At 60.2% G+C, this 20,191-nt stretch carries 14 protein-coding genes and 2 pseudogenes; 7 read left to right on the top strand and 9 right to left on the bottom strand.

The genetic code is table 11. From position 1 onward, the window contains the following. The first annotated feature begins 720 nt into the window (after window positions 1-720). Together ACQR03_RS13265 and ACQR03_RS13260 are read left to right on the top strand one after the other, a co-directional pair. Window positions 721-1,817: pseudogene (locus ACQR03_RS13265) on the top strand (IS256 family transposase). A gap of 631 nt (window positions 1,818-2,448) precedes the next feature. Then, the gene (locus ACQR03_RS13260; protein ID WP_315715088.1) at window positions 2,449-3,807 is read left to right on the top strand and encodes a tyrosine-type recombinase/integrase; all 1,359 of its coding nucleotides are present in this window, start codon (window positions 2,449-2,451) and stop codon (window positions 3,805-3,807) included. Window positions 3,808-4,485: 678 nt separating this feature from the next. Here the strand turns inward: ACQR03_RS13260 and ACQR03_RS13255 are convergent. Beyond that, on the bottom strand, window positions 4,486-4,764 hold the full coding sequence (locus ACQR03_RS13255; RefSeq protein WP_315715089.1) for a hypothetical protein: 279 nt from the start codon (window positions 4,762-4,764) through the stop codon (window positions 4,486-4,488). A gap of 237 nt (window positions 4,765-5,001) precedes the next feature. Next, window positions 5,002-6,164 (bottom strand): annotated as a pseudogene (locus ACQR03_RS13250) (IS630 family transposase). A 41-nt stretch (window positions 6,165-6,205) separates the two neighbouring features. On the opposite strand from ACQR03_RS13250, the gene ACQR03_RS13245 reads away from it, so the two are divergent. Continuing rightward, window positions 6,206-6,517, top strand: a complete 312-nt coding sequence (locus ACQR03_RS13245; protein WP_315768099.1) for a LexA family protein — start codon at window positions 6,206-6,208, stop codon at window positions 6,515-6,517. Here the strand turns inward: ACQR03_RS13245 and ACQR03_RS13240 are convergent. The 4 genes from ACQR03_RS13240 to ACQR03_RS13225 all read right to left on the bottom strand — a co-directional run bounded on the left by ACQR03_RS13240 (window position 6,510) and on the right by ACQR03_RS13225 (window position 11,301). Further along, entirely contained in the window at window positions 6,510-7,412 is a 903-nt protein-coding gene (locus tag ACQR03_RS13240) for a DHH family phosphoesterase (RefSeq protein ID WP_315715090.1), read from the bottom strand. The genes ACQR03_RS13245 and ACQR03_RS13240 overlap by 8 nt on opposite strands. Next, window positions 7,378-9,285 (bottom strand): PEP-utilizing enzyme, encoded by a 1,908-nt coding sequence (locus tag ACQR03_RS13235; RefSeq protein WP_315715091.1) that lies wholly within the window; start codon window positions 9,283-9,285, stop codon window positions 7,378-7,380. The genes ACQR03_RS13240 and ACQR03_RS13235 overlap by 35 nt, the downstream gene beginning before the upstream one ends. 79 nt (window positions 9,286-9,364) lie before the next feature. Further along, a complete protein-coding gene (locus ACQR03_RS13230; RefSeq protein WP_315715092.1) occupies window positions 9,365-9,910 on the bottom strand; it encodes an adenylyltransferase/cytidyltransferase family protein in 546 nt (181 codons plus the stop codon). Then, entirely contained in the window at window positions 9,907-11,301 is a 1,395-nt protein-coding gene (locus ACQR03_RS13225) for a hypothetical protein (protein ID WP_315768075.1), read from the bottom strand. Before ACQR03_RS13225 ends, ACQR03_RS13230 begins: the two co-directional genes overlap by 4 nt. A 341-nt stretch (window positions 11,302-11,642) precedes the next feature. Here ACQR03_RS13225 and ACQR03_RS13220 point away from each other — a divergent pair, with 341 nt between their 5' ends. Further along, complete coding sequence (locus tag ACQR03_RS13220) at window positions 11,643-12,236, top strand: hypothetical protein (protein ID WP_315715094.1); 594 nt, start codon at window positions 11,643-11,645, stop codon at window positions 12,234-12,236. A gap of 218 nt (window positions 12,237-12,454) precedes the next feature. Here ACQR03_RS13220 and ACQR03_RS13215 read toward each other — a convergent pair whose 3' ends face one another. The 3 genes from ACQR03_RS13215 to traA form a co-directional block, all read right to left on the bottom strand. After that, a complete protein-coding gene (locus ACQR03_RS13215; RefSeq protein WP_315715095.1) occupies window positions 12,455-12,736 on the bottom strand; it encodes a hypothetical protein in 282 nt (93 codons plus the stop codon). 921 nt (window positions 12,737-13,657) lie between these two features. Further along, complete coding sequence (locus tag ACQR03_RS13210; protein ID WP_315715096.1) at window positions 13,658-13,873, bottom strand: helix-turn-helix transcriptional regulator; 216 nt, start codon at window positions 13,871-13,873, stop codon at window positions 13,658-13,660. A 128-nt stretch (window positions 13,874-14,001) separates the two neighbouring features. Continuing rightward, window positions 14,002-17,013 carry a Ti-type conjugative transfer relaxase TraA gene (gene traA, locus ACQR03_RS13205; RefSeq protein WP_315715097.1) on the bottom strand — a complete coding sequence of 1,004 codons (3,012 nt, stop codon included), beginning with the start codon at window positions 17,011-17,013 and terminating at the stop codon, window positions 14,002-14,004. Window positions 17,014-17,184: 171 nt separating this feature from the next. Here traA and ACQR03_RS13200 point away from each other — a divergent pair, with 171 nt between their 5' ends. From ACQR03_RS13200 to ACQR03_RS13190, 3 genes are all read left to right on the top strand, one after another. Then, the gene (locus tag ACQR03_RS13200) at window positions 17,185-17,511 is read left to right on the top strand and encodes a conjugal transfer protein TraD (protein WP_315715098.1); all 327 of its coding nucleotides are present in this window, start codon (window positions 17,185-17,187) and stop codon (window positions 17,509-17,511) included. Between the two features lies 1 nt (window position 17,512). Next, window positions 17,513-17,779, top strand: coding sequence for a conjugal transfer protein TraD (locus tag ACQR03_RS13195; RefSeq protein WP_315715099.1), 267 nt, complete (start codon window positions 17,513-17,515; stop codon window positions 17,777-17,779). 341 nt (window positions 17,780-18,120) lie between these two features. After that, window positions 18,121-20,169, top strand: a complete 2,049-nt coding sequence (locus ACQR03_RS13190) for a 3'-5' exonuclease (protein WP_315768071.1) — start codon at window positions 18,121-18,123, stop codon at window positions 20,167-20,169. Window positions 20,170-20,191 lie beyond the last annotated feature (22 nt).

Raw genomic sequence — 20,191 nt, 5'->3', positions numbered from 1 at the left:
ATCTGGGATAGCGCGGACGAGGAGTACATCAGCGCCCCGATACTGGCTGCGGCACATAGAAGGGAGCTGACAGGCTTCGCCATATGCCGCTTCGACTCATGTCACTCCGCGAGCCAACGGTGTTGTCCGAGGCGCGCGCACTTCTTTCAGCCCAACGACCTAAGCGCTTCATGCTTAATGGGACGTTGAAGTGGAGCTCTCTGCGGGGCCAGCCAGTAATTCCACGGAGCGATCATGAGCCAGCCAGCGCCAAGCCGTCCTCCTCGCCGACAGGTACACGCTCCATGAGACGCACGGCTATTCCGCAGCCATGATCTCATTGGGACTTCGGCTTCGTCAATTTCGGCGAGGCGGCCGAGATAAAGATCGACACCTTCAACTTCACCCATTACGGCCTTGTCTACGGCAGGGTGCTGAGCGTCTCGCAGGACGCCGGCGCCCTGGCCGAGACCGGCGTTAGGCGCCGCGAACAATCCGCAGATGTAAGCCTCACTAAAGTGCAGTTTGATTGACCATTATGCCATATTTGACCACCCGGCGATTGAGCGATGGGCTGGGGCGCGTGGTCGTGTCCCCGGTGGTGGTGTAGCTCGGTAGAGCAAAGCCGCTCGGACGCGCGCCTCCGATAGCGCCGTAGCGGGCGGGCGGCTTTGCGGTGGTCACCGGCAGTTCTCCGGTAGGATCGGGTTGCGACACGCCAACGCAACCGAGGAACCACCGATGACCGACGAAATGATGAACCTGCGCACGCTCGTGGATAAGACCCCCGAGCGCCTGGCCCAGCGCAACGGCTATCGCGACCAGACCTGGGAGACTCGTGCCGGCACGGTCGAGCTTCGCATCCCCAAGCTGCGCAAGGGCTCCTACTTCCCCGGCTTCCTGGAGCCGCGCCGGATGGCCGAGAAGGCGCTCACCGCCGTGGTTCGGGAAGCCTATGTGCAGGGCGTCTCGACCCGTTCGGTGGACGATCTGGTGCAGGCCATGGGCATGACCGGTATTTCGAAGAGCCAAGTGAGCCGGCTCTGCGCGGAGATCGACGACAAGGTGAAGGCGTTCCTCGCCCGTCCGATCGAAGGCGACTGGCCGTATCTGTGGATCGACGCCACCTACGTGAAGGTGCGTCAGAACGGGCGCATCGTGTCGATCGCGGTGATTGTTGCGGTCGGCGTCAATAGCGATGGCCGACGCGAGGTGCTCGGGATGGACATCGGTCCCTTTGAAGCCGAGACGTTCTGGACCGCTTTCCTGCGCAAGCTCGCCCGCCGCGGCCTGCGCGGTGTCAAGCTGGTCGTGTCCGACGCCCATGAAGGTATCAAGGCCACCGTCGCCAAGGTGCTCAACGCCAGCTGGCAGCGGTGCTGCGTGCACTTCATGCGCAACGCGCTGGCGCATGCCGGCAAGAGCGGCCGGCGCGTGGTCTCCGCCTTCATCGCCACCGCCTTTGCCCAGGACGATGCCGGGGCTGCACAAGCGCAGTGGCGGAAGGTCGCCGATCAACTCCGCCCCAAACTGCCTAAGCTTGCTGCTTCCTCGACGAGGTCGAGACCGATGTGCTGGCCTATATGACGTTCCCACCGCAGCACCGGACCAAGCTGCACTCGACCAATCCGATCGAGCGCCTCAACGGCGAGATGAAGCGCCGGACCGAGGTTGTCGGCATCTTCCCCAATGAAGACGCCATCGTCCGCCTCATCAGCGCGATCCTGCTTGAGCAAAACGATGAATGGGCCGTCCAGCGCGCCCGCTACATGACACTGGAAACAATCGCGCCGTTGAGCGATGATCCCACCGTCAGCCTTCCGGCGATCGCCAGCTGACCTGCCCAGCTCTCCCCGGCGAACGCGCTGCCCCACCGCTAGCTACACCACGCAATGGGACACGATCCCGACGCGTCGATATTGCCGCCCGACAAAATCACCCCGACCTTCTTTCCGGCCAAGCGGGCGCGCTCTTGCAAAAGCCCGGCAAGCGGAGCGCCACCCGCGCCATCGGCAACGTTGTGCGTAACCGGAAAATAGGAACGCACCGCTTCGGCGAGGTCGTCCTCATACCAGCAACCCGATTGGACCAGCTAGCTAGGGCTGCTGCGATAATGGCACGCGACGATCAGAATGCTCGCCGGGGATATTGAGCAGGGCCGGGAGAGAATGCGCTGCGGACCGATGCGCAGGCGAGGCAAAAGCCAGCAGGCTGTCCAACCGCGTCACGGGACCAAGCCAGGACTGGCGCACCCGACACGATTCGAACGTGTGACCTTTGCCTTCGGAGTATTTTAAGTTGTCCTGCGCAAGGAAACGCCAGGACATCCAATGCTACGATATCCTACTCTAACCATTAGTAAATCTCGAATGAGCGTCCGCCGGCTCTATCCTGCGATACGCCCCGGTTTTCCTCCAAGTGCTTACGTGGTGCTTACGCGGGAGACGGGCTTCGGAGGAGAGAAAATCCGTGCCTAAGCTCAGTAAACGCGTTGTCGATGGCGCCGAACCGCAAGACAAGGACTACGTCATCTGGGATGACGATCTGCCTGGCTTTGGTCTGCGCGTCTTCAAATCGGGCAAGCGCAGCTACCTGATTCAATACCGTTCAGCCGGCCGCTCTCGCCGCTACAGTATCGGTGTTCACGGCGTTTGGACGCCGGAGCTTGCTCGTAAGGAAGCCAAGATCCAGTTGGGGCGGGTGGCACAAGGCGACAACCCGGCCGAGGAGCGGCAGCTCGACCACAAGGCGGTCACGGTCAAGGAGCTCTGCGAACTCTACCTCAAAGACTTCGAAGCGGGCCTTATTCTAGGCAAGGGCGGACGCCCGAAGAAGTCGACAACGTTGGTGACGGACACTGGACGCATCAATCGCCACATCATTCCGTTGATTGGCACGCGACGCGTCAAGGATCTCGTCAAAGCAGACGTCAACAAGGTCCTGAAGGACATCATGGCCGGGAAGACCCGTGCCAGCGTCAAGACCAAGAAGCTTCGTGGCAGGGCCAATGTACGTGGCGGCGTCGGCACGGCAACGCGAACCGTCGGTCTCCTCGGGGGCATTCTCACCTACGCGGTCGAGGCTGGGATCATCGAGCACAATCCAGCCCACGGCATTCGCAAGCCGAAGGACAATGTCCGCAATCGTCGGCTTACGGAGGCCGAGTACCGGACGCTGGGCGAGATGCTGGAGGAAGCAGCAAAGGACGAAAAGTACGCCATAACGGTCGACATCATTCGCCAGATAGCGCTGACCGGCTGCCGTCGCAGTGAAATCATCGGCCTGAGGTGGTCGGAAGTGGATACCGAGTCGAGCTGTCTGCGTCTAGCGGACAGCAAGGAGGGTGCCTCAATCCGACCGATTGGGCTTCCTGTGGTGGAATTCATGGACGCCCGAAAACGGAAGAAAGTCGGCTCTTACGTTTTCCCGGGGTACAGAGACGATAACGCATTCGGCAGCTTCCCGAATCACTGGGAACAGTTGTTCAGCAAATCGTCGCTTTCAAATTTCACGCCTCACGTGCTGCGTCACAGTTTTGCTAGCATCGCGAACGACCTCGGCTTCACCGAGGTTACGATCGCAGCGCTGGTTGGTCATTCGAAGGGTTCTGTCACCAGCAAGTACATCCATACACTCGACACCGCGCTCGTCATGGCCGCCGATACGATTTCGGGCTACATTCAGGGACTTCTCGACGGAGTGAAATTCAAGCAAACTGCCTACGCACTCGATCGTGATTCGCGGCAAGCAGCATTAGCTCGCTTCTTAGCCCAAGCTGTTGGTGAGCGGGCCGCCCGGGTCGAGGGTTCGGAGAGCCCTGCTGGCTAGCGTGCCTGCGATCTGCAGATCTGAGGGGCGGACGTCGCAGCGAAAGACCATTCTGCGAATATTCGTCTCAAGGTCAAGGTAAACGAAGTGGGGATTGTAGCTCTCTACCCTCCAAAATTGTTTTCTTTCCAGGTGAATTCCATAGTTATCCGGCACTGCCAGCATTCCAGCGTCTTCAACCGACGTAGTCTTTCAAAGAAGCTTTGCGGTCTTCTACAGAGGAACAAAGGGAGGGACCTCGAGAGACTCGATCGTCGTGGCTTTCTCTCGGATGTTCACCCACTGTTGACGGCGGAAGAACGGGAACGCTTTGACGACGTGGCTGCCGACATTCTAGCGAGTGTTTGACGGTTTCGTCAGCAAGATCCCTGGTAAGGCTTGGGCTTCAACGACGGATCTAATCAAGAAACCCGATTTAACACTCGCCGCGACGGCATCAAATTGTGGCGATCTCCGCGCTACGCGTGGTGTGTGGGTGATCGCTCAATAAGGTCGCTCGCGCGGAGTGACCCGATCAGACGTCTTGCCACTGCTGCCATGCACTACAGCGTTGCTGACGAAGTCGCGTACCGCTCGGTCTGAGTTAGACTGCAGATGTCCGCTCGCTTTACCTTGGGGTAAGTTGAGGAGCTGGTGGCGAACTTAGGCGTCACCACCGGCTATCCCCACGCATCTGAGTTACTGTATCAGATGAGCTCTCTGGGCTGCGATGATGCTGACCAAGATGGCCCCTAAGAGTGCGCCGATAGAAAAAGGTAGGTGTGCGAGCATCTGTTGTTGTACAACATCTGCGAGATTAAGGATTTCGTCGATGCCGCCGCGCAAATAAGCTGCGACGATTGCTCCGTTGGTTGCAGCAAGTGCCACGTTTCTCGCTAGCGGGACGAATGCGGTGCCCCCGAGCAAGATGGCGCCCACGACGGCCCCAGCGACGAGGTCGAAACTGAACAGGTCCATATTTCTTCTCCTAAGTTACGTCTGGCGTTAGGCCACTGCCGAAAGTGCTCGGCTGCGGCACGCGCATTAGGCGCGCGCAACCGTGGCCAGCCGGGTGCTGGAGCGGGTTTCCTAGGTGAGTGTAGAGTGCAGCCGACAGTCAATGGCCGCGCGGTAGCTGCACGGAGTTCGCACGCTATCCGGAGCGGACTGGAGCGCCGCTTGATTGTGCTTCGGAGGAGCTCTGCAAAGTCAGGGCTAGTAATTCGACACAGAGATTTTGACTCTTTGCTTTCTCGCTGCTGCCGCGGAGATTTTGGGATAGGCGTGGCCTAGCTTGGCACGAGCCTGTTCGGTCGTGAACATCCATTTGATCCGTGCTAGCTCGGCGTTCCGACGTTTCTCCCATGCGGCGGTCTCTCTGACGAGGCCGGCGTAACTGTCGATGCGCCGGTCGAGGCACTGGCGGACGAGGACGCCGATCTCGATCGCGACCATGTTGAGCCAACTGACATGCTTTGGGGTGTGATGGAACTCCAGGCGACGCAGCAGCCGACGCGCCTGGTCAGCCGGGAACGCCTGTTAGAGCGCGCCGGCCGTATGGGTGGACAGATTGTCGAGCACCACGCGAATGCGATCGGCCTTGGGATAGTGCACGTCGACGAGTTCGCGCATGCATTGGGCGAAGTCGGTTGCGGCGCGGTGCTCGGTGACCTTCACATTTGCGCCAGGGACGGTTCACGTCGATGAGCACGAACAGATTGGCCGTGCCATTGCGCCGGTACTCGTAATCGTAGCGCTCGATCTGTCCAGGCTTTGCCGGAATCGGTGACTGGGTCCCGGCAATGAGCTGGACCGGACTCTCATCAAAGCAGATCACAGGCTGACGCGGATCGGATGGCTCGGCGTACAGATTGAGCACATCCTCCATGCGCGCGACATACTCCGCGTCGACCTTTGGCACGCACCACATGCACCTGCGCCATGGTTTGAGATCGTTCTCGGCTAGGCGCCCGCCGCACCGTCTCGCGCGACAGGCTCTCGTGGGACGTCAACCTGACCATCTCGTCGGCCAGAAGCTCCAGCGTCCAACGCGCCCGCCCCGCAGGCGGGCTCGAGCAGGCGGTGGCCACCAGCAGCGCTTCCTGCTTCTCGGTGAGCTTGCGTTCCGCACCGGCCCGTGGCTCCTCACTCAGGGCCGCAGTCAGATTGCCTTCGACGAAACGCCGTCGGGTCCGATACCCCGTCGAATGACCGACGCCTACGCTAGTGGCAATGTCGTCGTCGCTCATCCCGGCATCGGCTGCCAGCAGGATCTGCGCCCGCTTGAGCTTGCGGACCGCCTGGCTGCCGCCAGCCAGCAAGAGCTCCAGTTCCGCCCGCTCGGCGCTGCTCATATCGACATGATAGCGTATGTTCATCGCGGCCTCCGTCTTGGAGGCCGAGCTGAATCGGCCGATGAATCAAATGTCTGGCAAAGCCGCCCGGCTTCACTCCCAAGCAGGGCCAATATCTAGCGTTCATCGACGCCTACACCCGCGTCAACCGGCAGCCGCCGGCCGAACGCGACATCCAGCGCTATTTCGGCGTCACGCCGGCGACCGTGCACCAAATGATCCTTACACTTGAGCGCGCCGGCTTCATTCGCAGAACCCCGGGAACCTCACGCAGCATCCAAGTCCTACGCGCACCCGAAGACCTGCCGATCCTGCAGGACCCCGATCACCGGTCAAAACCTCTGTGTCGAGGTACTAGTATACAAATGGCTAGCTGACGATGAATGGAATGATGTCTGTCTTGCGCTGCAGGATGCGATCCATCTTCACGACTGCTCGAGCGTCTATGGGTGAACGAAGCGCGCTGGCGATGATGCCGAGCACTTGCTCGTCAGTGGCTAGCACCGCGCTTTTTCCGGCCTCAGTATCAACTAGATTGAGCACTGCGCTCGCAGTGTTCCGAGAAGCAGCGAATTGTCTCATCGCCGGTATCAAGTCTGGCCTCGATAGTATCTGAAGAGCGCCGGGCGCCTCAACCTGAGCAATAACGACCTGTCCGTGCCGTGTTTCGAAAACCTTGGCGTCGCTGTTTAAAAGGACATCCGTAGCAAGCAAGACTTTCTCGCGTCGGATCTGCCGCATTCCGTCAAGAAGCCGAAGATCAAGAGGTCTAATCCGCGCAAGGGATTCGTTCGCTCGTCGATCTCTGTTGCTGGTCGCCGGCGCGCTAAATTCAAGCGTATTTGATAGAATGGCCGCTTGCAGGAGAACAGCAATTTCAGCTGGCATATTGACACTGCGGCGCTCGAAACGCTCAGCAACCAGCGTGGCGGCAGCACCCACTGCTTCATTCTGGATCTCAGCGTGTGGATAGGTCTCCGGACTGCCGCCGGGGTGGTGATCTATGATCTGCGTTACCAAATGTGCGGGAAAGCCCGCTGGTAGCTGCTTGGGGTGATGGGTATCCACGAGCCAGATGACCTCGACGTTGGACCAGTCCGTCAAGGTAAGTGGTATAGGAAGGTCTAGGGTATCCAACACGAGCCTGGTCTCGCGGTCCAAATTTCCAAGAACTCGGGCCGCCAAAGCCGGATACTCTAAGGCCGCCAAGGCTATGGAGCAAGCCACACCATCTAGATCAGGATTGAAGTACGAAACTATGATCGCATTCATGAGAAGCTCCGAGCAGGGTTACTCTTGCGGCTTTCGACAAAGAGCGATCTGAGGCATCAATTTCGACAACCGCTTCGTCTGGCAATGATCCGATCAACAAGTTGTCCTCGAGCGCCACGGCCGGAATTCCCTTCTCGCGCAAGACGACTGCAAGGTGGGCAAGTATAGAGCCTCTTTCAAAAATGAAGCCAGATACTCCCGGGGCTCCGACGAACGGCAACAAGTCTACTGAGGCGCGCTCTGCTACGATGACGACGTTATCCCCGGTTACGGGAGCCGCCTCGGGTCGATCGTGAAGGTGGCTGTCGAGTGCGCCGATGGCGGAAAGAGTGACGCGGCGGATCCGGCCACGGCACTTTCCTACCGAAAGAACCCCAGAGCGGATTAGTTCTATGTCCAGTGACAACCCAGCTGTGTCGCCCTCAGCGACATCGATCAGGTATGGTCGTAATCCATCCGTCGCCTCTAAAAGCCCAAATTCCAAGGCTGCATCTCCGTACAATTCGAAAAGTGGGTCAAAGGCGGCAGCAATGGTTCTTAGTGCGGTGCCATCAAGTTTTAATTGGTGTTCCGGTGGCGCTTCGGTAACAACGTGGCCATCGATAAAGCGATAGGCCGCCGGTTGCTCCCGCCATACCGTCGAGATCACGTGGCGCTCGTGGTCAAGAACGATCGTCGAAGTTGGAACAACTCCCTTGGGGACGAAGTGCCCCTGTGCAAGCTCGATCAAGTATCCATCATTGGTGCGTCGAATGATGCCAGTCGCGAATGCGTCCCATACCGCTTGGACAATGGCGACTGAAAGCCAGGAAGTCTCCAAACCCGCCTTGAGCACTGACTCCTTTGCGGCAGAAACACCTATAGAACGAGGATAGCGCCTAATAGAATAGCGCCGGCAACCGCGCGTAAAGAAGTCCACATCAGATCCCCGCACGGAAGCGAACTCGCGTACAACTTGGCTCTGGACGCGCTCGGGATGTAGCAGAACTACGCTAACGCCGGCCGGCTCGCCGAGATCGTCATTCGCGGCAAGTGGACTTTGAGGTGGACAAGATGACCATGACTCGACAATGGCGGGTGCCATCAAGACACCTCGCTCGAAAGCCTGCCTTCGGAGTCGAATCTTGGGATGCTGCTTCACGAGATTTGGCAAGCGAGCAAAGCTATCCAAATTATCGAGCGAGAGGTGAATGTCACTTGGCAAGACCACGGGGCGCGCCTGAACCAGCCAGAGTTCGTGGTCTTGGTCGATGGCCCACTCAATGTCGGCTGGAGCTCGATGAAGGTCCGCGATCCGTCGAATAAATTCTGCGATCTGCCTGAGCAAGCCTACCGCAATCGGCCAGCTGCCAACTTGAATCTCGTCCTCTGCACTTATGATAACCGTATTACCCGTCTCATCGCCGGCCACCAATCGATCTGCAAGTCCCTGGGTCCAAACAACGGTAGTTTCATTTCGCGTATATGAAAGGGGATCACAAGAAAATGCAACGCCCGCAATGATGGGAGCGAGAAGCGGCTGCACGATGACAGACATAGCAGGGCCCGATTGCCTTACGCGCGCGATCGCATCGGACAACGCATCGCGATCAAAGGTGCCGAGCAAGCTCAAATAATGCCCCGCCCTGGATTCGCTCTCGGAATCCTCCATCCCCGACGAACTGCGAACCGCAAGAGGCCAGGCGTCGACTGTTCGACTGACGTTGGATCTTAGCCAGGTTACGATGGCATCGAGATCGACAACGCGGTCCGCGCAAGGAACCACGAGAGTGGGAGGCACCCTCACGCGGATAGACATCAGTTCATTTAGGTAGAAGGCCTTGCCGCCTATCAGCTCGCGTTGTAAATGCGTCCTGCCATCGAGTTCGTACATTGTAGCACCTTACATACTAGTTTTAGTGACGATGTCCCTCGTTCGGCTTGCTCGTGTTCTCGGACGCTTGAGCAGCTTCTTAGGAAGAAGGAAGCCAACCCGATCGATCGATATGTAGGGCAACCCCTGGTGGGACGAATTGGCGCCAGGGGCGGTTCTCTTGCATCAGACGGCGGAGCTCCGTTCCCGATGTGACACGTTGAGACATGCTGCGACGCCAGAGAATTTCAACTTTATAGCCGAGGTCTTCGAGGCGGCGGGCTTTCTCCTCGCCCCAAGCATCATAGATCGTGATGAAGACGGTCGTTCGCGTAGCAGTCGGAAGAAAGGCCGTGACTTTTGAGAGGTCAGCGACATCGGCCGGTACAATTGCGAACGAATCCGGCGGCCATCCAGCGTCACGAAGGGACTGATCGACCATTTCGTATCGCAGGAAATACGAGAATGGATTGTTCTCGTTCTTGGAACGATTGGGATCAGCTTGGTGATGAATTAGAGACGAGGTATCAGGGTTGGTTATGCCAACCACCAGGCGATCGCATGAACGCTTTGCGGCCTCCAGGTACTCCATGTGACCGATGTGCAGCGGCTGAAATCGACCGAGAACTAGTCCATAGTGCGTCATAGGACATCTCCGATGGGGACCGCATTTGCCCAGGTTTCATTGAAGAGAAGAAGAAATGCTTCAGCCAGCGGATAGGTGGCCATAGGGTCAAGAACGACGTGAGGCGCCTCCCAGCCGTGGTTGCTTGCGAGATAGGCGTCTGCTGCAAGCCGGTAGGGCGAAAAACTTACCACGTCGTCGTCAATCACAACGATGCGAAAGGACGGTAGGCCGTTATATAGTCGAACCTGTAAGCTGCGGTGTCTTTCGGCCAGGATCTTCATTGGTGCGATTGACTCCGCCGATATGTTGCCTTCGCGCAGTTCGTTCAGTCGCCGAAAGCCGTCTCCATTCGGGTTGATCATGAGAAACCGAACGTCACCCTCATCCTTGTCGAGCCGTGTCAGCAGTTCGTTGAATTTGCTGCGCACCGCGGGTTCAATAACCCACTTGGAGGCGAGAACGCCGGAAAAATAGAGGCGACTTCGCGTGCGGCGGATGCAGGCTAGGGGCGTCAAATGCGAGTCAAGGAGACGCATTTGTGATGCTGTGGTAATTCCCAGCATCGAGCAAAGGGATTGAAGCGTCTGTGCGTTTTTATCCTGCACGGCGACATCATCGTCTTGAGTCGACTCGTTAGGACTCGTTACATTCGAGCGGAAGGGATTCTTGAATTTTCCGTTTCCGATACTCTGTCTGAGGCTACTGAGCGCCTTTGGCGTCCGCCCTTCGTAGTGTTCAACTATGCGTTGCCACGTCGAGTGGAGCTGTGAGTTTTTGCCAGTGGCATGATATGCCAAAAGCAGTAGCTCCCACGTAATATCATCGGCAGCTCGCCGACTCCTGTGCTCTAGCTCTTGGATTGCCTCGTGTATCAATCCCTGCTGCTGTGAACAAAGTTGAGAAATGAGGAGCCGGTCTTCGGCCTTCTTTTTCAACGAGTCAAATCGGGATTCAAGATTGGTTTCGACCGGAAGATGAATCGCTGGGTTCTCGTGCCAGAACGCAAGGACGCGCTTCAGTTTGGGAATATCGAGCCGGGCATTTTCGGAATCGATATTCTGGCCGAGTTGGCCGTCGAACGCGCCGGGCATCGGATCAATGGTATCCCGGAATTCATGGGCGTCCACGTGCCAACCCTTCACCAATGCTCGGTAGCCTGCGGATCGATCATTGTGTATCAGGTCATCGCTACCGATCTTGCGCAATTGTTCACGTAGATCGCGGATTTTTCCGCGAGCAGAATCGATATCGGTATCGCGCAATTGCGCGATCAATTCATTGGAAACCGTACGTCCGTCGTTGAGAATGAGTAGACGAAATAATTCCCTTTGCCGTCCTGTAATCTCTATTTTCTGCCCGTTGCGGACGACCACCGGGTCAGCACGCATGATTTCTATTTTCTGGTCCATTGTCCGATCATGCTCCATCTATGTGCTGGGGCTATGCGAACTGCGTGCGGATTTCGTGCGATTCACCAGGCAGAAGCACACAAATGTCCAACGCTCCAACGAACTCGAGCGGATTGCCATAGCAGCAGGCTGGCCATTAGCCTGAGCTGCAGAGCTTCATGGAGCCATTTGGACCTAGCCGGTGTCTGACGAAACGTTTGGCGGCAGTCCCCACTGACCTAGTATTGAACGTGGCTAAATATCCTTACACACGCATTCCGAGAAAGTTCGACCTCAATACGGAACGCACGCAGTGTCAAGTCTTGCGAAACCGGGATGCAAGTTAAACACCTGAAGTTGTGATGATTTCTAATAGTCATATCTCGTCGCTTCTCGCGCAGGGTGGACCATCTGAATCGGGATTTTTGCCTGATCTGGCGGAATTGGCCACGAACGTCTTGAAAACCGTAAGTCCGCCGGGCGTTGCAGAACATTGGGCTGGGCTGGTACCAGAGATTTACCGTTACAGCGCCCACGCTGTTGGCGAGATCCTTATGGCCGGACGTGTAGGCGCCGGAGTAATCGCTCAGGGCCGTCCCCCTGACGTGTTTGACTCGAAGTGCTATGTCGCGCCAACCGCCGCCGACCGGCGGAAACACGCCGGACCTCTGTTGCAGTACATGGAGACGGTCGACGCGTCGCGCGGCGCCGTCGTCAATCGGATGGTTATCCGTGCAGGAGTTGTCTCAATGTGCCGCCGCAGCCTGTCCCGCCTCGAGACGACTATCGAAATTTGGACTTCGACCTGCAAACGTAGTGGGACGATTGATCAGTCGGATATCGATCGGATAATCGGCGGGCGCGGCGAAACTGGCCGCGCGCTCGACGCGGATAGGCTCACGAACCTTCAATCAGAAAGCTATTGCGGAAATCTCGTATTTGAACGCCAATACTGAGCGACGCGCCGAAAGGGCCACGGAATCTGAAGTGAAGCGCAAGGGTGATCAGAGGCGTGCCGAGTCCGCTTCCCTGCCACTGGTGGGGAACTTCACACATCGAAATTCCGGTCGATCTTCGATGCGAGCTTACGGCTCCCGCAGCATCACTGAGAGTCTGAACAAGGCGGCTAACAAGGGGCTAATGCTGCATCAGCCAGCGGATCGCTCCGAAGGCGTCACCCAGCGTCACCCAGCGTCAGCGGGCGCTCGCCGATCGGTCCGGTGCCGCCGGCCATCGTATCACGCTCGAGGAGTGGACTGCCCAGCAAGGCGGCGCAGGCGACGACCAAGCTCTTTTGAAGGTGGACAAGCTCCTCGGCGAACTTGCTGGCCTTGGGATCGAGCAGAGTCCTTTTTCCGCCCGGATTGCGGCTCTCGAGGCTGAGCCACGCGCCCGGCGGGCACTTAGTGCTGACAGTCTGCTTCTCGATCTCAGCGCTGCGATTAAAGTCGGACACGAGCTAGCGCCTCTAACGGGACCTTGCTGGGGACCATGTCGAGCTGTCGGAGATGAAACCGGCCTAGGCGCGCGCGGCGACAATCAAGGTGAGAACCCAGCGACAATCAGGATGAGAGAGCGCCGGCGGGAGCGGGACGAAGGGAGGGCGTGGCCCGACCGGAGGTCCGCTCTATGGCCGCGGAGGAGCGGCGACGCGCCGTCTTGGACGGGCTCGCGAGCCTCGGCTATGAGGCCTCCGAGGGAATGATGACGGCGTGGGTCGCGGGCGGCCGGGGCGTTCCCCGAAAGCTGGCTACTCCAGGGTATGGGGTCGAGCTTTCAGGTGGATCGCAGGCGGACATCATGCAGGTAAGGGCCGTAGGTATCGGCAATCCGACCGACGCGCGCGATGTAGGACGAGATAAGGATATGGAAACAATCTGGTGTAGCGTCTGGGCGGTTGCAGTCGTTGTCGCGAAAGCCGGAGGAAGCGTTTCCATCGAAAGTGCGCGTCCCCTGGGTCAATTTCCGCTCAAAGTGGTACCTGACCTCGGCGTCGCTGCAACCGATAGTGACAGCCCAATCACTCACCATAGAGCTCGTACGGGTCGTGCCGCCGACTTTGATCGCATCTTTGGCCACTTGACTTCCTATCAGGCTACAAGACGAGCAGCGCATCCTTGGAGGCCTTTCGATCGCTTTCTCCGATCGGAGGCGAATATTTCCAAAGTTGCTCGGTCTGAACTTAGAGACTACCGCTCCCCTAGGCACAGCTGAGTGGTAGTCGATGCGGAAATGGAAGAGCGTCAGGGATGAACTCGGGGTTTCGGATACACTGGCGCAGGAAGGGTTCGCGATCGGAATTAAGGGCGGACGAAGAAACGATGCGTGAGCGACAGTCTCTACGCCGTGCCGCCGGTTAAAGGACGGGCCGTAGGGGTCACCTGGCTCTTGGAGACCCGCCCTCGGGACGCCACCCAAGAGGATCTGCGATCCAGCGGTTGACATCGGATTCACGCCAGCCCGAGCCGTTGCTGCTGATTTTGAGCTGGGCCGGGAAGGTGCCCTCCGCGATCTTGCGGTAGATGGTAGATCGGGACAGACCAGTCCTGGTGAGGACGGTCTTTAGCCGAATGATACGGTCTGGTTCGCGCATGGCCGCGCTGCCTCTTGCTGGCTGTTGTTGAGGGCTTATGAGACCAGAGAGGCCTAGCGGCTGCGGACGGACAAGAGGATCTCGCAAGTTGCTAGGTATAGCGTAGAGCCGGCGGCAAACGAGATGATTCAAATTCCTAGGCCCCGGCCCCTGCCGAGGTCGATGCCATGGGCGAAAGCCAATTCATGACCGAGCCTGCGGCCTGATTCGAACGCGATACCGAGTTCCCGCTTGCGGTTGGCGAGGATAGATTCCAGTTGCGGATCGCGTTCGAGGCTCTTGGCCATGTCGCCCATTACCGAGCGGTTGGCCTTGTAGCCAGACCAGTCGCCCGCCTGGTACAGGCGATGGCTGGCCTGGTCGAGCTTCCGCCATCGCTCGACGAAGTGGTCGGCGCGACGACCCGGATCGCTTCGGAGTTCGGTTTCGAGCTGGAGCGCGCGGATGGCGCGATTGACCCGGCCGTCCGCCGCGTCGCGGGCGAACTCCGGGTTCTTCTTGTAGGCGGCCTCGGCATCGCGCGAGCCAAACGGACGCACCTCTTCGAAGGCTTGGCGGGCCTTCTGCAGCTCTTTCACCTGCTCGGGACTGGCCCTGCCACCCGTCTCCTGTGCCTTGAAGATCGCGTCCACGGCGCGGGCATGGCGCACGAGCGCCCGGGTCCGGCCGCGACGCGCTTCCACTTCGGGATCTTGCGCCACGTTCCTTGCCGGCATTTCGGCTCCGCGGCGGCCGGCGGCTGTAGCGCTGTTTTCCCTTTCCGGCGATCCCTGCTCGGGTCTTCGCCCGCTATCCCGGCCGGGCACGTCTCCAAGGACGCGCAGGCCGTCGAACATGTCGCGCAGCTTCACGTCCACGACCTTGCGCACGATCTCGGCCACGCGCTCTCGGAGCGTGATGCCACGCCGCTCGGCGTAGCTCTGGACCGGATTGGGGCGGTTGTAGTCCGAGGCCATATCCTTGGCGCGATCGCGCGACAGGGCACGGACAAGCCGGTCCTGACGGGCAAAATCATCGTGGCCATAGTGCAGCTCCACCCAATCGCGGTGCCGCGACAGGGCGACATAGCTGCTATGGGCGTCCATCCCGGGCGTCGCCAGCACATGGGCGCGGTCAACCGTCATGCCCTGCGCCTTGTGGATCGTCGCGGCATAGCCATGATCGATCCGGTCGTAATCCTTGAGTTCGAAGCGCACAGACCGACCATCGTCGACCTGTACGGTCATGGATTGCGCGCTGACCTGTTCGACCGTCCCGAGCGTGCCGTTCTTCACGCCAAGGCCGCGCTCGTTCTGCAGGAACATGACGCGGTCCCCGCTCGCGAAGATTCGCGCACCGCGCTCGACTGTTACACCCACCTCGTCGCCCAGATCGCCGGCAGCCCGCATCCGTTCCCGCGCCGCCTCGTTGAGGATGCGGACTTCGTCGTTGGTGTGGGTGAGTATGATTCGGCTCCGGTCCGGTGACGCCTGCCGGTCGCGGTCCCAGCGCTCGATCAGATCGCCGCGCGCCTGCTCGCGGGTCTGGGCCTCGTGCACCATGCCGTGAGCGCGGTAGACTTCGAGCGCATGGCCCACTTTGCCGGTCGCTAGATCGTGTGTGGCGTCGCGCTGCCAGTCCTCCCGTTGACGGCGTACTTCACCGATCTCAGCGCCGCCGTGACGCTCATGGATGGAGCGGAACGCTGCGCCTGCCTCGATGGCCTGCAATTGTTGCGGATCGCCGACCAGCACCACCTTTGCGCCAGCCTCGGCAGCATGGGACAGCACGCGCTCGAGCTGGCGCGTGCCGACCATGCCGGCCTCATCGATCACCAGCACATCGCTCGACCTGAGCAGATCACGGCCTTGTTCCCAGCCATGCTCCAGGCTGGCGATTGTGCGCGACGCAATGCCCGATCCGCTCTTGAGGTTTTCTGCGGCAATGCCGGACAGCGCGACGCCCTGGACATCGAAGCCGGCTGCTTCCCACGCCTCCCGCGCTACCCCCAGCATCGCGCTCTTTCCCGTCCCGGCATGGCCGACCACGACGCTGAGATCACGTCCGTTCGTGATGAGTGCCAGCGCGTCTGCCTGCTCGCCTGAAAGCACCAGGCCGCGCGATCCCCCTCGCGCCAAAGCGGCTCGGCGGTTCACGTCGCGAACCTGATGGCGCTCTCGTTCCGCCATCCGTTCAGCAGCCCGGTACAGGCGCTGTTCGGCCGCGATCATTCCGCGGGTGGTGAATCGATCCTCGCCGCGGCCGTCCCTGCCGAGTTCGACCAGATCCGGCGCTCGCTGCATCGCGCTCATGACCTGGTTGAACTGGTCGAGGCCGTCACTGTGCCGGTGCGCAAACCTTGTTAGGTCGCGGCGTGTGAAGGTCGATTGCTGCTGGGTGATGGCGTCCAGTCCAAGCGAGGGATCGGCGATAATTCGCGCGCCATTGTTCCGTGCGATCTCGCGGTGCATCTCAGCGCGGTCGGCTTCCATCCGTTCGCCATCAATCCCCCCAACCTCGATGCGTTTGGCGGGGGCGCCGATCTGGCTTTGCGGCTCCAGTGCTATGCCCTGGGCCTCCAGACTCCGATGGTCGACCCGCGCATCGATGTCGAGCTCGGCCAGCCGTTCATTGGCGAGCTCGGCCCAGCGTTCGCGCCAGCGCTCGACCATCTCGGCGCGGTTCCAGTCCCGCACCTTCCGGCCAAAGCCGTTCTCGTCGACCGCGCGCATCGTCAGCATGACATGGGCATGAGGTTTGGCCAGTCCGTCCTCGGCCCTGTCCCAATGCACATTGAGATCGGCGATCATGCCGAGGCCGACGAACTCGCCCCGAACGAAGTCGCGGGCGAGCTCGATGCCCTGCGCCTGACTCATCTCGCGCGGAAGGGCGAGCTCGACCTCGCGGGCAAGCTGGGCATCCTTCCGGAGTTCGCAGGCCTCGACATCGTTCCAAAGCCGCTCGCGATCGGCCCAGGCCTCCGGCGCGTACTCTGGCAGCAACACCTCGGAATGGACGACGCCGCGCTTGCCGGAAAAGTCCTGATCACGGCCAAGCCGTTCGTCGCGCAGCCGCGACGCTGAGCGGTAGGCCGCCGAAGCCACCGCGCTGCTCCCGGCCTTGCGGCCAATGACCTTGACGTGAAGATGATAGATCGCCATCGCGACCGGATCATCTACACGGCGAAGCGAACGTCGGAACGACGTATAAGCGCGCCCTCCCTCGAAAAAATCTCAGGAGGGACCGCACCGTCTCAGCCCATCCTGGCAACCCTACAGCATTGCGTCGGATGCTCGACTATCATTTTTCCATTCACACCGACGGAGACGACGATGCGCAAACCACGGGACTTTGATACCGAACTCAAGGCGCTTGGGGACAAGGCGCGTGACCTCAAGAGCCGTAAAGTGCAGCAGCTCGGTGAACTGGTCATCGCCACCGGGGCAGATGGCCTCAGCGTCGATGAACTGGCGGGCGGCCTGATCGTGCTGACTGAGACGAAAGATGCCGGAAAGAAGGAGGCTTGGGCCAGGCGCGGGGCCATGTTTTTTCAGGGACGAGCGCGGCGAAATGCACCGGCAACTGTCCGCGACACGGACGGCCCTCTGGCGCAACCGGGCAGCGCGCAACCGGCATCAGTCCGCAAGGGCGCGGCATGACATGCGCACGTGGCAGGTCGAGCGCCGCAAGCGGACGCGGCAACTCATCGAACTCGGCGGGCTCGTCGTCAAAGCCGGCATAGTGGACCTGACCGGCGATGATCGGGCCACCGTCCTCGGCGCGTTGCTTTGGATGGCCGACAAGCTCAGAGGCAGTCATGGCGAACGGGCGCGAGCGCTGTGGGCCGCAAAGGGGAAGCAGGCGTTCGAGGCCGACCCGGCAACATACAAGGAGACAGATCGAAGTGTTCCAGCAGTTCGTCGCTGACGCGCCACAAATCGCATATCAGCTGAGCGACTGCACGCCCGGAGCGACACTGGATAATGCGACTGGTGCGGGAAGCGGCGGCGGCCGAATTCACGATGCGCCAAACTCATCTGCGAATGCGATCGCAGCAGAAGGAATCCGCTCTTGCCGTCGATCCGCTTTGGCGTTGCTCTGTCCGGCGCAGGCTCGCGAAGCCGAGATCAATAATTCCGGAACAAATGTCGAACACTGTTTCACGCCAGCCTAAAAGCAACCGTCGGAGGGTGCCGATAGACAGGCAAGATTGCCGTCAAGTTGATCAACCACTATAGGGATTTGGTGCTCAAGGTGTTTGCGGTGTGATGCTCGAGCTCGCCCTGACATTCAATCGCAGCCTCGATCGTCTGCCGGCCGCCGAGCAGGCGGCAGCGAAGCAGGTTGCGTTCGACTACCTGGCCGATGCGACACGGCCCGGTCTTTCGCTGCACCGGATTGACCGGGCGCGCGACAAGCGATTTTGGACGGTTCGGGTCAACCGCGATCTCAGGATCGTTGTTTTCAAGGACGGCGGTCGGTCAATATTCTGCTACGTCGGGCATCATGACGATGCCTATGCGTGGGCGGAGCGACGCAAGTTCGAGGTGCACGCGACCACCGGCGCCGCGCAGATCGTCGAGATCGCGGAGATTGTCCGCGAGGAGATCCGGGTCGTCACGCGAGAAGTACCACGTCCAGGCATTCTTGCGAACGAGGATCCGGCCTACCTGCTGAGTCTTGGGGTTCCTGCAAGCTATCTCGATCTCCTGCGCGGTGTCGACGATGACGGCTTCCTCGATCTGCTGCCTCGCTTGCCGGAGGAGGCTCGCGAGGCGCTCTGGGCGCTGGCAACGGGACAACGGCCAGCTGCCCGTCCGGCCGACCTTAGTATCGCTGATCCGTTCTCCCATCCCGATGCGCAGCGCCGTTTTTGGGTGGCGACTGACGAGGAGGCACTTGCGCAGGCGCTGGAAAAGCCTTGGGCCGAATGGCTGGTGTTTCTCCACCCGTCGCAGCGGGCAGCGGTCGTCCGGAATTTCAATGGACCGGCACGCGTATGCGGTGCCGCCGGCACCGGCAAGAGCGTCGTGGCAATGCATCGTGCCGCGAATCTTGCCCATCAGTCGCAAGGCGGCCGCATCCTGCTAACGACCTTCTCAAAGGTGCTGGCCTCGCGGCTGTCGGAGGGCATGGACACATTGCTCGGTCCTGCTTCCAGCGCGCGCGCTCGGGTCGATGTCGCCCACCTTCACGCCTACGCGCATGGGCATGCGTCACGCTTCGGAAAACTGACCATCGCGGATGACCGCACGATCGATCAGTTGATCGCCGAGTCTCGCGGCAATCTAGACGCCGCGTTCGACGACCCATTTCTCCGTGCCGAATGGGATACGGTGATCGACTTCTGGGGCATTTCGTCGTTTGAGGGCTATCGCGACATACCACGCATAGGGCGTGGTATGGCGCTGTCGTCACGGATCCGGAGGCGACTATGGGACGTGTTCGCCGGCGTGATTGGCGGCTTGGCAGCCCGTAACTTGCACACATTCGGCCAGGTTTGCGACCGCTTGCGGGAGCGCATCGATGCCGCGGGTACGCGGCCATTTCAGCATGTGGTCGTCGACGAGGCACAGGATCTCGGGCCGCGTGAGTTGCGGCTCATTGCGGCGCTCGCGACGCCGGGCCCACGGGCACTGTTCTTCGCCGGAGATGTCGGGCAGCGCATTTTTCGGTGGCCGTTCTCTTGGTTTGCGGCTGGTGTCGACGTCCGCGGCCGTGCGCAGCGTCTCAAAGTCAATTACCGAACCAGCGCCGAAATCCACCGCTTCTCGAATGGTCTTCTGCCGGCGCACGTGACTGAGGTAGACGACGTAGCGGAGGAACGCGAGACGCTGTCTTTGTTGCGCGGTCCGGACCCGGAAATCAGGAGCGCGGCAGATCTTTCCGGCGAGATCGAAATTTTGGCAACTTGGCTCGCGGCGGCCCGCGAGCGAGGCATCGCTCCAGCCGAGATCGCGATATTCGCCCGCACCCGGAAAGCGCTGGAGGAGCGTGCTAGACCGGCACTCGCCCGCGTCGGCCTGAACTGCGCCTGGCTGTCGGTGGATCAGGAGATTGAGGGGGGAACCGTAACGCTGGCCACGCTTCATTCTGCGAAAGGGCTCGAGTTTCGAGCGGTAGCCGTCGTGTCGTGCAACGACGCGCAACTGCCCTTGCACCAGGCGCTTGACGCGGCGAAGGAGCCAGAGGCGAAACGGCTAATCGAAGAACGCGAGCTGAGCCTTCTCTATGTCGGTTGCACGCGGGCGCGCGACCAACTGCTCGTCTCGTGGTCAGACGAGCCCTCACGCTTCATCCGCCACGTTACAAAGTAGCCATCGCTGCAGCGCCGCGTTT

It is taken from the genome of Bradyrhizobium sp. HKCCYLS3070, from assembly GCF_051167575.1.
In the GTDB taxonomy this organism is placed as follows: Bacteria; Pseudomonadota; Alphaproteobacteria; order Rhizobiales; family Xanthobacteraceae; genus Bradyrhizobium.
The sequence above is the reverse complement of the archived record's forward strand: the minus strand, read 5'-3'. Positions and strand labels throughout refer to the sequence as shown.